Origin of the sequence: Fulverythrobacter ferritrahens, from assembly GCF_020539485.1 — a bacterium.
Classification (GTDB): domain Bacteria; phylum Pseudomonadota; class Alphaproteobacteria; order Sphingomonadales; family Sphingomonadaceae; genus Andeanibacterium; species Andeanibacterium ferritrahens.
On sequence record NZ_JACDXU010000001.1, the window covers coordinates 183,821 to 196,966 of the forward strand.

General features: G+C 64.3%; 7 protein-coding genes. 4 read left to right on the forward strand and 3 right to left on the reverse strand.

Annotated features, from left to right (window positions below; all coding sequences use genetic code 11):
* Nucleotides 1–97: 97 nt before the first annotated feature.
* The 4 genes from H0274_RS00820 to H0274_RS00835 all read left to right on the forward strand — a co-directional run bounded on the left by H0274_RS00820 (nt 98) and on the right by H0274_RS00835 (nt 5,893).
* Nucleotides 98–1,918, forward strand: coding sequence for a putative bifunctional diguanylate cyclase/phosphodiesterase (locus H0274_RS00820; RefSeq protein WP_226792219.1), 1,821 nt, complete (start codon nt 98–100; stop codon nt 1,916–1,918).
* Between the two features lie 7 nt (nt 1,919–1,925).
* On the forward strand, nt 1,926–4,328 hold the full coding sequence (locus H0274_RS00825) for a sensor histidine kinase (RefSeq protein ID WP_226792221.1): 2,403 nt from the start codon (nt 1,926–1,928) through the stop codon (nt 4,326–4,328).
* On the forward strand, nt 4,328–4,771 hold the full coding sequence (locus tag H0274_RS00830) for a response regulator (RefSeq protein ID WP_226792223.1): 444 nt from the start codon (nt 4,328–4,330) through the stop codon (nt 4,769–4,771). Before H0274_RS00825 ends, H0274_RS00830 begins: the two co-directional genes overlap by 1 nt.
* 78 nt (nt 4,772–4,849) lie before the next feature.
* A complete protein-coding gene (locus tag H0274_RS00835) occupies nt 4,850–5,893 on the forward strand; it encodes a LacI family DNA-binding transcriptional regulator (RefSeq protein WP_226792225.1) in 1,044 nt (347 codons plus the stop codon).
* A gap of 1,021 nt (nt 5,894–6,914) precedes the next feature.
* On the opposite strand, the gene H0274_RS00840 is transcribed toward H0274_RS00835, so the two are convergent.
* From H0274_RS00840 to H0274_RS00850, 3 genes are read right to left on the reverse strand one after another with little or no spacing between them, the layout of a single operon-like run.
* The gene (locus H0274_RS00840; RefSeq protein ID WP_226792227.1) at nt 6,915–8,351 is read right to left on the reverse strand and encodes an efflux transporter outer membrane subunit; all 1,437 of its coding nucleotides are present in this window, start codon (nt 8,349–8,351) and stop codon (nt 6,915–6,917) included.
* Entirely contained in the window at nt 8,348–11,545 is a 3,198-nt protein-coding gene (locus tag H0274_RS00845) for an efflux RND transporter permease subunit (protein WP_226792229.1), read from the reverse strand. The genes H0274_RS00840 and H0274_RS00845 overlap by 4 nt, the downstream gene beginning before the upstream one ends.
* 6 nt (nt 11,546–11,551) lie before the next feature.
* Nucleotides 11,552–12,748: an efflux RND transporter periplasmic adaptor subunit gene (locus H0274_RS00850; RefSeq protein ID WP_226792231.1), complete on the reverse strand. Its 1,197-nt coding sequence runs from the start codon at nt 12,746–12,748 to the stop codon at nt 11,552–11,554.
* Between the last annotated feature and the right edge of the window lie 398 nt (nt 12,749–13,146).

The window sequence follows — 13,146 nt, forward strand, 5'->3', positions numbered from 1 at the left end:
GTGCTGTGCGTATAAATGGAAAATTAGAATTATGAATTTATCAGCTGTCGATAGTGGAGGGCAAGGCTCCGGTTTTTGTCCTTCTGCGGAGATGGATATGATCGGTTTGCGTTTGCCGGGCGAAATGGGCCCTGGTGCCGCACCAGGGCGGCAGCAGCTCTCTATCCTCGTCATCGACGACAATCCGGGCGATCGTCGTCTGGCTGAGATGTCGCTGAAAGTCGGTGCGCAGGATGCGGGCGCCGATTGCGATGTGCTGCTGGCCGCCTGCCTGGCTGACGGCGCCGCTCTGCTGGAAACGCTGGCGGCTGGCGGGCCCGATGCGATCCTGCTCGATCTCGGCCTGCCCGATGCCTGCGGTTTTGCCGGGCTCCATACCCTCAAGGCCCTGCGGCCGGACGTGCCGGTCATCATTCTCACCGGGCTCGATGAAGCCGCCACAGCAGCCACCGCCCTGTCCAGCGGGGCGGCCGATTATCTGGAAAAGGACGATATTCGTCCCCGCTCGCTCTGGCGGTCGGTCAGCTATGCGCTGGAACGCAAGAAGTTCCAGGAAGAGCTGATGCATCTCGCCCGGACCGATCCGCTGACTTCGGTGAAGAACCGGCGTGCGCTGATCGAGGGGCTGGAACTGAGCATGGATAATGCCACCCGCAGCAGGACCTATTGCGCGGTGCTGATCATCGACATCGACAATTTCAAGCAGATCAACGATCTGCTGGGCCATGATGCGGGCGATGAGTTACTGATGACGGTGGCGCAGCGCATTGCCGCTGTCATTCGCCGCACCGATCTGGTCGGCCGCCTGGGCGGGGACGAATTCGCGGTGATCGCCACCAATCTTCCCAATGCGCATGGTGCGCTGGAACTGGCCGAGAAAATCGCCGGGGAAATCAGCTCGGTCGCCATGCTCAAGGGGCGCAGGATCGAAGCAGGCTCCAGCATCGGCGTCGCGCTTTATCCCTCCGGTGCGGTCAATCCGGGCGATATGCTGACCCATGCCGATCTTGCCATGTACAAGGCGAAGAAGCAGGGCAGCCGGGCAATCTGCCTGTATGACGATAATCTGCACCGCGAATTGCGCCAGAAGCTGCAGCTCAAACGGGCCATGCTGCGGGATATTTCCACTCCCAGCTTTTATCTCGATTATCAGCCAATCGTCGATTGCCGCACGCATCGTATCGTCAGCGCCGAAGGTCTGGCCCGCTGGCGCCAGCGGGATAACCGGGTGATCATGCCGGGCGATTTCATCCCCATTGCCGAGGAGAATGGCTGGATTTCCGATCTGGGCATGCAGATGATCGATCAGGCATGCAGCTTCCTGGCAGAATCCGTTGCCGCCGGGGCGCCCATCGTGCCGATCTCGATCAATGTCTCGCCGATCCAGTGCCGGGACAGCGCCTTTGCCGGCCAGTTCACCGCTGCCATCGCCCGCCATGGGCTGGAGCCCGAACTGTTCAATATCGAGATCACGGAATCGACCTTCATGCAGAATATCGAATCCGCAAGGCGCGGGCTCGAGGCACTGATGAGTGTCGGCATCGGCATTCATATCGACGATTTCGGGACCGGCTATTCCTCGCTTTCCATGCTGCGCGATCTGCCGTTGAAACACCTCAAGCTGGACCGCAGCTTCGTTTCCCGCCTCATCGGAGATATCGGCACCCAGCGGATTACCGAGGCTGTGGCCGATCTGGCGCACAAGCTGAATTTCAAGACCGTTGCCGAAGGGGTGGAGACGGCGGAGCAGGCCGAATTGCTGACCGAGATCGGGGTCGATTATCTGCAGGGCTATTATTTCTCTCCCCCGGTGAGCGCGATACGGCTGAGGGAGGAACTCGTGCTGTTCGGCCCGCACGATGCCGTGATCGCGGCGCCTCGCCGCACGGCGCGAAGTTCAAGAGCCGCCAGCCATTGAGCGGATCATGACCGCTTCCCACGATTTGCGGGGCTCCATTTTCAAGGGGATGGGCCTCGCCACTCGCATCGCGCTCGTCGCGGGGCTGGTGGGGCTGCTTTCGATCGTGGCGCTGACGGGGTTCATTCTGCGCGGCAGCGAGCAGATCCTGCTGGACCGCGATACGCAGAGGCTCGCCGGGAATGTCGCCGTTTCGGCTGAACGTCTCAGGTCGCTGATCGAATACGGGCGGCAGGACGCATTGCTGCTGGCCAAGACACCGCCGGCGATAGGCACGTTCCGCGCAATGGGAAATGGCGGCACGGACCCGCAGGATGGCTCCACCGAAGCCTTGTGGCGCGACAGGCTGGCAGCGATCTTCGAAGGGATGCTGGAAGCGCGGCCCGAATATACCCGAGTGCGGCTGATCAGTTTCGGCAGCGACGGCTTGAAGGATGGCCACGAGATCGTGCGGGTCAACCGCCTGCCCGGAGACGCCATCCGCCGTGTTCCCGAAAGCGAGCTTCAGGACAAGTCGACTCGCCCCTTCGTGATCGACACCCGCAAGCTGGCGCCGGGGGAAGTCTATCTGTCGCCCATCGATTTCGAGCAGGATCAGGGCCGCATCGTCACACCCCATGTGGCCGCCATCCGCGCGGCCACTCCGGTCGTCGATGAACGGGGGCGCAAGCTCGGCATGGTACTGATAAACATCGATATGGGGCGGATCTTCACCATCGTGCGTGGGCCCAGAGTGCAGGGGACGGATTACTTCATCACCAATCAGGATGGCGATTTCCTCGCCCATCCCGATCCTGCCCGCAATTTCGGTTTCGAACGGGGCATCCGCTATCGCCTGCAACAGGATTATCCTCAGCTGGCCCCCTTCCTGAAGGATGGCGCGCGGCGCTTCACCGGCACGCTCGATACGCCTCAGGGGCGGGTGCTCGCCATGGCGGTGAAAGTGGATTACGATCCGCTCAATACTTCCCAATTCGCGATCATCGGGCAGACCATGCAAGCCAGCGAGCTGGATGCGAGCCTGTTGGCGGTTCGCAATCGCGCGCTGGCCGCCGCCGCTGTGGTGCTGCTGGCCGGACTGCTGGCAATCGCCTGGCTCACCCGCTCGCTCTCCCGCCCGCTGCGGGACATCAGCGACATGGCCGTGGCGGTCGCCCGCGGGGAACGGCAGATCGATCCGGGCGCGGCCCGCCAGCGGTCGGACGAAGTTGGGGCGCTGGCCCGCAGCTTCGAGACCATGGTGCAGCGAGTGGAAGAGCGCGAACGGGATCTGCTGGAGGCGGAGGCGCGCACATCCCGCGTGATCGATGTCATGCCCGAGGCGATATTGGTGACCGACCGGGATGGGATCATCCGCCGCGTGAACGACAGGGCGATAACGATCTTCGGCTATGGCCGGGACGAACTGCTCGGTCAGCCGGTGGAGATGCTGATACCCGAACGTTCCCGCGCCGGCCATCCCGCCCAGCGCGAAGCCTATGTCGCCTCTCCCGAAATCCGGCCGATGGGGGCAGGGCGCGATCTTTACGGGCGCCGCAAGGATGGCCGTGAAGTGCCGGTTGAAATCGCCCTGGCGCCGCTGGGCGGCCAGGGGGCGGGCGGCCAGGGCGGGGACGGGCAGATCGTGGTTTCGGTGGCGGATATCACTGCCCGCAAGGCCGCGCAGGATGTGCTGCGCGATACCAATGAGAAGCTGGCCCGTTCCAATCAGGAACTGATGCAATTCGCTTATGTCGCCTCGCACGATTTGCAGGAGCCGCTGCGCATGGTGGACAGCTACATGGGGCTGATCGAGCGGCGCTATAAGGGCAAGCTGGATTCCGATGCGGATGAGTTCATCGGCTATGCCGTGGATGGCGCAAGGCGGATGAAGCGGCTGATCAACGATCTGCTGGCCTATTCCCGCGTCAGCAATCGCCCGCTCAGGATCGGGCCGGTGGATGTGCGTGCCGTGCTGGACGATGTGCTGGCGCTGTATGACGTGCAGATCCGGGGGAGCGGCGCCGTAGTGGAACTGGGCACCCTGCCGGTGATCGAAGGCGATGCCGGCCAGATCGAGCGGCTCTTCGCGAACCTGGTGGGCAATGCGCTGAAATTCCGCAGCGATCACTCGCCGCACATCAGCATCGGCGCCCGGCGCAAGGGGGATATGTGGGAATTCACCATCGCCGATAACGGCATCGGTATCGACCCGGAATTCAACGAGAAGATTTTCGAGATATTCTCCCGCCTGCACAGCCGCGAGCAATATGAAGGCACTGGCATCGGCCTCGCCGCCTGCAGGCGCATCGTGGAATTGCACGGGGGGATGATCTGGGTGGAACCCGGCCGGAATGGCGGATCGCTGTTTCTGTTCACTCTGCCGGAACGCCAGAAGGAGCAGGAAAGCCAGAAGGAGGAGGCCAGCTGATGACCCAAGTCCATGCCCCGATCGAAATCCTGCTGGTGGAGGATAATCCCGCCGACATCCGGCTGACGCAGGAAGGGCTGAAGGAAGCCAAGGTGGCCAATATCCTTCATGCGGTAACCAATGGCCGGGATGCCCTGGATTTTCTGCACCAGAACGGGGCCTATGCCGCATCTCCCCGGCCGGACCTGATCCTGCTGGACCTCAACCTGCCGGGGATCAGCGGCCATCAGGTGCTGGCGGAAATCAAGCGGGATCCGAACCTGCTGACCATTCCGGTGGTGGTGCTCACATCCTCTGAATCGGAAGGGGACATCGTGAAATCCTATGAGGAGCACGCCAATTGCTTCATTGCGAAGCCGGTGGACTTCTCCAGCTTTCTCGACATCGTCTCGCGGATAGAGAATTTCTGGTTCTCCATCGTCCGCCTGCCCCAGCCCGGCTGAGGCGCTTCGGCCATCCCACTGGCGGCGACCCGCTTTTGCTGCCAAACGGGAATGGACATAAGAAAAGCGAGCCGTCCCATGGCGACCGAGAAACGCCGCCCCACCATCATCGACATCGCCCGCAAGGCGGAGGTTTCGTTCAAGACCGTTTCGCGCGTGCTCAACGAAAATCCGCGCGTGGGCGCGGATCTGCGCAGTCGGGTGCTCAAGGCCATGGCGGAGCTGGATTACCAGCCCAATCTCGCGGCCCGCTCGCTCGCCGGGCGGAGGGGCTATGCCATCGCGCTGCTAGTGGACGGGTCCGAATTCTTCCGGGAAGACGATGCCAATGCCTATTTCTCGCCCTATCTGGTCGATCTCCAGGCGGGCGCGCTGATCGCCTGCCGCCAGCAGGGCTATCACTTTTTCGTCGAACCCTATGATTTCACGGCGGAAGGCTGGGCAGGGGCATTGCGCGCCCAATTGTCGCGCATTGCGCTGGATGGGGTCATGCTCGCCCCGCCTTCGGCCGACCGGCTGCCGCTGCTCGATGCGCTGGACGATCTGAACATCCCCTATATCCGCTTCGCGCCGGGGCTGGAGCGGGAACGATCCCCTTGCGTGGCGAGTGACGAATATGGCGGCGCCCGCGCCATGGCGGAACATCTGCTGGCGCTGGGCCATCGCCGCATCGGGCTGATCGGCGGGCCGCAGGACCACATCGCCGCCGCCGTCCGCGTGGTCGCATTTCAGGAGGCCGTGCAGGGCCGGGCGGAAGTGGTCTTCCACCCCGGAGATTTCACTTTCGAGGGCGGGCTTGTGGCAGGAGACGCGCTGCTGGCCGGGGATGACCGCCCCAGCGCGATCTTTGCCACCAATGATTTCATGGCCGCCGGCGTGGTGACGGCAGCGACCCGGCGCGGGCTGAAAGTGCCGCAGGATGTCTCCATCGGCGGCTTCGACGATTCCGCCGTGGTCCGCTTCCTCTGGCCCCCGCTCACCACCGTGCGCCAGCCCATCCGCAAGATGGCGGCGGCGGCAGTGGACTATCTCGTGGCACAGGCCAGCGGGCGGGAACTGCCCGCGCGGGAGGTTGAGCTGGCGAGCGAACTGGTGGTTCGGGAATCGACGGGGGCAGTTTAGTGGTTTTCCCCTTTCGTCATCCCCGCGCAGGCGAGGATCCAGTTCTGCCGTCGCCTCTAGATTCCCGCCTGCGCGGGAATGACAAAGGTAGGGTTGGGGGAACAAGGCGCGCCATCCCATCCGGCGGCGAGCCCGGACGTAACGCCAGCGTGTAGAACAAACCAATCGCGCGGCCGGCACGGCGTCAGGAACTGAGGCGCGTGCGGAGCGGGCGGAGGGAGTTGCGAGAGACCGGGCGCCCATCCGCAGCGCCTTGGGTTCGGCCCTTTGATCGGTGATCGGCCAGGAAAGGCGCCACGGGCTCGCGTGCGGCGTGCTTTCCCTCGCGAGTGATCATCTCGCGCCACTGGCGGTGGTCCGTCCCGGAGAGCCCGTCCTCCAGGGACAGGTGTGCACGGGCAGAGGAGAGCACCACACATCCGATCATCCGCGTCTGAGCGCTGGGAGGCATTGCCATTGGGAGAACCGCCCAAGGGAGCACACACCCGCGCCGGCCGCGTTGTTCATGGAACAAGGGAGGCTTGCGGTCGACTACGCGCACCTCCGGACTGGTAGGTAATTGCAGGTTTGCTAGTCCTGCAATGTGCCGGGGCATATAACCGAAACGGTTCGCAATGTCAAGTGAAAACGCCAATCCTGTCAATCGTCCTCCGGGCGAAGGTCGGGATCGCTGGCCGGATTGCGTGGGCTGATGTGGAAGGGTTTCACGCGGAGACGCGGGGACGCGGAGAGAGAGTGGGCGCTCGCAAAGGCGCAGGGAGCGGCTGGGCGCTTTCCCTCTGCGCCTCCGCGTCTCCGCGTGAGTATTATTGGGTTCGCGCAAAGAGCGCGAAGAACGCTGAGGGGCTGCGCTAAACTCAGCCCCCTCGTCATTCCCGCGAACGCGGGAACCCAGTTCAATGGTTGCTGCTAGGTTCCCGCATTCGCGGGAATGACGAACTAATGAGGCCAAGCGCCACATCTTCGCGCGCTTTGCGGTCTTTGCGCGAACCGGAAACACGCCCCGCCAGTGTCAACCCCGCTACTCCGGCAAAGTAAAAGCACTCTGGCCCAGTTCGGCATCACCGCCCAGCACGCGATACAGCTCGATGCGGTTCTGCACCGCGATCAGCTGGATCGCCACTTCCTGTCGCCGCGCAGTATAGAGGCTGCGCTGCGCCACCAGATTGGCGAGGAAGCTGTCCACGCCGCCGCGATAGCGCAGTTCGGTGAGGTTGGCCGTATCGGCGGCCGCTTCGGTATTCATGCGCGCCGCGCTGAGGCGGTCGGCAATGGTGCCCTTGGTGGCCAGCGCGTCGGCCACTTCGCGGAAGGCGGACTGGATCGCCTTTTCGTAAGTGGCAAGGGCCGCGTCGCGATTGGCCTCGCTCACATCCACGCCCGCGCTTCGCCCGCCGCCCGAGAAGATGGCATAGCTGGCATCGGCCCCGGCAGAGGCGGCGAAGGCCCCGCTGTCGAACAGGGAACCCAGCGCGTCGCTGGCAAAGCCGAGCAGGCCGGTCAGCGAAATCTGCGGGAACAGCCGGGCGCGGGCCACGCCGATATCGGCATTGGCGGCGCGCAAGAGATATTCGGCCTGCGCCACGTCGGGGCGGCGCAGCAGCACGGTGGAGCTGGTTCCGGCGGGCAGGGTTTCGACACTGCCCAGCACTTCGGCAAGGCTGGAGGGCAGCAGGGCCGGATCGATCTCCGCACCCACCAGCAGGCGCAGAAGGTTGATGTCTTCGGCCAGTGCGGCCTTCTGTGCGGCAAGATCGCCTTCCGCTGTGGCGAGAATCTGTTCTGCCTGCCGCAGGTCGGAACGGGGCGCTATCCCGCCTTGCAGCCGCGACCGGGTAAGCTCCACGCTGCGTCGGGCATTGGCGGCGCTGTCTTCCGCGACGGCCAGAAGATCCCGGTCCGCCGCATAGGTAGCCCATGCGCTGGCCAGGCTGGCGACGAGACTGAGCCGTACGGAGCGGGCAGAGGCTTCGCTGGCAAGGGCGCGTTCGCGCTGGGCGGCAGTGGCATTGGCCAGCCGCCCGAACAGATCCAGCTCGAAGCTGGAAATGCCGCCCTGCAAGGCATAGCTCTCGCCGCTGGTCCCGCCATTGTCGCGGACATCGGCCGAGGCGCGCACCGAAAGTTCGGGGAACTGGGCGGCGCGCGTTACCCGCACCTGCGCGCGGGCGGCGGCGAGATTGGCGGCGGCGAGGCGCAGATCGCGATTATTGGCCAACGCCTGCCCGATCAGGCTTTGCAGCCGCTGGTCGCGGAACAATTCGGTATAGGAAACCGAGGGCAGGCTGGCCTCTCCCTCCACCGGATAGGCTTCGCCCACCGGCCATGCCGGGGGCACCGGGGCTTCAGGCCGGGCATAGTCTGGCGCCATGGAACAGGCGCCTAACGCGGCGGGCAGAACCAGAGCCAGCAGCGGAAGGGCGGGTTTGCGCATCATCTTGCCTGCCGCGCGCCTCATGCCTGGGCCTCCCTGTTACGACGGAAGCGGTTGAACCGCTCGCGGGCGGCTTTCATCCCGTCCCTTGTGCTGCGCCGGACGAGCACGAACAGCAGCGGAATATAGAAGATCGCCAGGATGCTGGCGGTCAGCATGCCGCCGATCACCGAAGTGCCGATGGCGATGCGGCTGTTGGCGCCGGCCCCGGTAGAGATCGCCAGCGGCAGCACGCCGAAGATGAAGGCAAAGCTGGTCATCAGGATCGGGCGCAGGCGCAGGCGGGCGGCGGCCAGAACCGCCTCGATGATGCGCTTGCCCTTCTTCTCCTCCTGCTCCGCGAATTCGATCATCAGGATCGCGTTCTTGGAAGCGAGGCCCATTGTGGTGAGCAGGCCGATCTGCAGGAACACGTCATTCTCCAGCCCGCGCAGGGTGGCGGCAAACAAGGCGCCGACAAGGCCCAGCGGGATCACCAGCAGCACGGCCACAGGGATGGACCAGCTTTCATACAGGGCTGCAAGGCACAGGAAGACGACCAGCACCGACAGTGCATAGAGCAGCGGGGCCTGGCCGGAAGACTGGCGTTCCTCATAGGAAGAACCCGTCCAGCCCACGGCGGTGCCGGGGATTTCGGCCGCCAGCCGTTCCATTTCCGCCATGGCTTCGCCCGAGCTGACGCCGGGCGCCGCCTGGCCGGTGATGCCGAAGGACGGCACGCCCTGGAAACGGCCGGTGGAATTCGGCGTGGTCGCCCAGCCGATCTTCGAGAAGGCGGAGAAGGGCGCCATGCTGCCGTCCCCGGCGCGGACATACCATTGCGAGAGGTCTTCCGGCGTGGCGCGATATTCGGGCTCGCCCTGGACATAGACGCGCTTCACGCGGCCATTCTCGATGAAGTCGTTCACATAGCGCCCGCCCCATGCGGTGGAGAGGGTGGTGTTCACGTCGCTCGAATTGATGCCATAGGCGGTGAGGCGCTGCGTATCGAGATCGACCTTCAGCGTGGCATTGTCCGGCAATTCACTGGAGCGGACCTGCGTAAGCAGCGGGCTTTTCTGCGCCATTTCCACCAGCTTGTCGCGCGCGGCCACGAATTGGTCGCGGCTCATGCCGGTGATGTTCTGCAGGTTCATGTTGAAGCCGGCGCTGTCGCCCAGGCCACGAACCGATCCGGGCACCATGAAGAACACCTGCCCGTCGCGCAGGCCGCTGAAGGCCATGGTGGCGCGCTGGGCAATGGCGTCTGCCGTGTTTTCCGGCCCCGGCCGCTCGTCCCAATGCTTCAGGTTGATAAAGCCCTGGCCGCTGTTCTGGCCGCCGCCGCCGCCGCCCGCGACGAGGAACTGGGTGCTGACATTGGCCTTTTCGTTCTCGGCCAGATATTTCTCCACCATGTCGCGCAATTCGATCGTGCGGACCTGAGTGGCGCCGGGCGGCAGGCGGAATTGCACCATGATGCGGCCCTGATCCTCATTGGGCAGGAAGCCGCCGGGCAGATGGACGAACAGCGCGGCCAGCACCGCCAGGATCACGCCGTAAAGGCCCAGGAAGCGCCACTTGCGGTCCACCACGGCTTCCACCGCCTTGAGATAGCGGCCCACCATCCGGTCAAAATTGCGGTTGAACCACACTTTCGCGCCTTCCAGCGCGTTTTCCACGCGGGCGAAGCGGCCGTAATGGCGGTGAAATTCCTTGTCCTCGTCGCGACGATGCTTCTGCTTCAGCACACTGGCGGTGATCGCCGGGCTGAGGATCAGCGCCACCAGCACGGACAGCACCATGCAGGAGATGATGGTGACGGAGAACTGGCGATAGATCACCCCGGTCGATCCGCCGAAGAAGGCCATCGGCAGGAACACCGCGGACAGGACGAGCGCGATGGCGATCAGTGCGATCTGCAATTCGTCCATGGACTGGATCGTCGCCTCGCGCGGGGACATGCCGGGGTTTTCTTCCAGCAGGCGCTCCACATTCTCCACCACCACGATCGCATCGTCCACCAGCAGGCCAATGGCCAGGACGAGGCCGAACAGGGTCAGCGTGTTGAGCGAGAAGCCCGCGAGATAGAACACCGCCATGGTGCCCAGCATCACCACCGGCACGGCGATGACCGGCACCAGCAGGGCGCGCCAGCTCTGCAGGAAGACGAACATCACGATCACCACCAGCCCGATCGCTTCAAGCAGGGCGACCTGAACTTCGCTGACCGACAGGCGGATGAAGTTGGTGGAATCGTTGGCATAGGCATAGGCGAGGCCATCGGGCAAATTCGCGCCCAGCTCGTCCATCTTCGCCTTGACCAGATCGGCCGTGCGCAATGCGTCCGATCCGGGTGAAAGCTGGATCGCCATGCCCGCGCCGGGGTGGCCGTTCATGCGCAGCAGGATATTGTAGTTTTCCGCCCCGATCTCGACCCGGGCCACGTCCTTGATCTTCACGCTCGACCCGCTGGGCAGCGTCTTGAGCACGATGTTGCGGAACTGGTCCGGCGTCTGCAGGCGTGACTGCGCGGTGACCGTGGCATTGAGCAACTGGCCCTGCGGGGAGGGCAGGCCGCCCACTTCGCCCGCGGCGATTTCGGTATTCTGGCTGCGCAGCGCGTTGATGACGTCGCCCGGCATCAGCTGGAACGCCGCCAGCTTGATCGGATCGAGCCAGATGCGCATTGCGTGCGGAGAGCCGAACACGTTAACGTCGCCCACGCCGTCCACGCGCGAAAGCGTGTCCTGGATGTTGGAGGAGAGATAGTCCGACACGTCCTGATAGGATCGCGTATCGGTCTCGTCATAAACGGCGACCAGCAGCAGCGTGTCCGAATTGGACTTGGTTACGCGCACGCCCTGTTGCTGTACATCGGCCGGCAGGCGCGAGATTGCGGCCTGGATCTTGTTCTGTACCTGCACCTGCGCGATGTCGGGATCGGTGCCCTTCACGAAGGTGGCGGTGATGTTCGACTGGCCGCGCGAGCTGGAATCGGAGCTGAAATAGAGCAGCCCGTCGATACCCGTGAGTTGCTGCTCCAGAATCTGGGTGACGCTGTTCTCCACCGTTTCCGCCGAGGCGCCGGGATAAGAGGCGCGGACATTGACGGTAGTGGGGGCAATGTCGGGATATTGCTCGATCGGCAGGGCCGTGAGCGAGCCGATGCCCGCCATCATCACAATGATCGCGAGCACCCAGGCAAAGATGGGCCGGTCGATGAAAATCCGCGACATGGCGCCTTACCCCGGCTTTCCGGGCTGGGCGCCGGGTTTGCCGGGAGGCGGGCCGACGCGCTGGGGCGCGCTGGCCGGAACGGGGCGGACATCCGCATCCTGGCGGACATTGCCCAGGCCCTGCGTGATGACCTTGTCGCCCTGCTTGAGGCCGGAAGTGACGACCCAGTCCGTGCCGCTGGTGCGATCGGCCACCACCTTGCGGCGCTTGGCCTTGTTGCCGCCCTTGCCGTCACTTTCGACGACATAGACGAAGGCGCTGCCGTCAAAATCGCGCTGCACGGCGCCTTGCGACACCAGGAAGGCCGAAGGCTGCACGGCCTGATCGAAGATCGCGGTCACGAAGCTGCCGGGCAGCAGCAGGCCCTGCGGATTGGGGAAGCGCGCGCGCAAAGTAACGGTGCCGGTGCTTTCATCCACGGTGATGTCGGAAAATTCGACAGTGCCGGGCAGGGGATAGGTCGTGCCGTCATCCAGCTTCAGCCGCACGCTGGTGCTACCGGCGCTGAGTTCGCCCTTGGCAAGGGCCTGCCTCAGGGAGGTCAGTTCCGCGGCGGATTGCTGGATATCGACATAGATCGGATCGACCCGCTGGATCACCGCGAGCGGCTGGGCCTGGGCTGCGCTGGCGAGCGCGCCTGTGGTAACCAGCGAGCGGCCGATGCGGCCGCTGATCGGCGCGGATACGGTGGTGAACCGCAGGTTGATGCGGGCCGTTTCCAGCGCGGCGGAAGCCTGGGCGACCGAAGCCTGGGCCTGCCGGGCCTGCGCCTCTGCATCCACGTAATCCTGCTGGGATACGGCTTCCTGCGCTGCCAGCGGCTTGTAGCGATTGGCGCGGGCTGTCGCCGCCTCGGCCGATGCTTTGGCGGCGGCGAGGTTGGCTTCGGCCTGACGCACTGCGGCGCGATAGAGGCTGGCGTCGATCTGGTAGAGCGGCTGCCCCGCGCGGACGAAGCTGCCTTCCGTGAACAGGCGCTTCTGGATGATGCCGTTCACCTGCGGACGGACTTCGCTGGTTTCGAAAGCGACGGTGCGCCCGCCCAGCGAAACGGCGATGGGGACGGCCGATGGCGCGACCGTTACGAAGCCGACCTGCGGGGCAGGGCGTTCGAACGGCTTGTCGCCTGAAGAACAACCGGCAATCGCTGTCGCGGCAAGGCATAGGCCCGCGCCAAGGATGGCCGCACGAAATTTCTTCATCTGGTGCCCTTCATTCCAACTGGTAAACCGAGCGATCCGGCCAAATCCGTTCTTTTCAACGGCCCGACCACCGGATCGCCAGCCCCGATTCGAAACATTGCCGTTGCAGCATGTTTGTTTCAGGCACCAGCATTGTCCCCCGCTAACGAAACCGTTCCGGAACCCCTTGCGGGATGCCGGGCGGCAAATTGCCGCGTTCCGCCTTACGTCCTTTAAACACGAATAGCCGGACAGACCATGGCCTGCCGGACTGGCAGCTTAACGGCCTGCGCTCCATAGCGTTCCCGCCCTTTTGGGCAACGGGTTTCCCTTGCGTCGCCAAGACGCGGCGGGTCACGCGGAGCAGTGCTTGACAGCGTTGTCCCGTTTCAGCAGTTTCCCCGCGATACCAGATATAC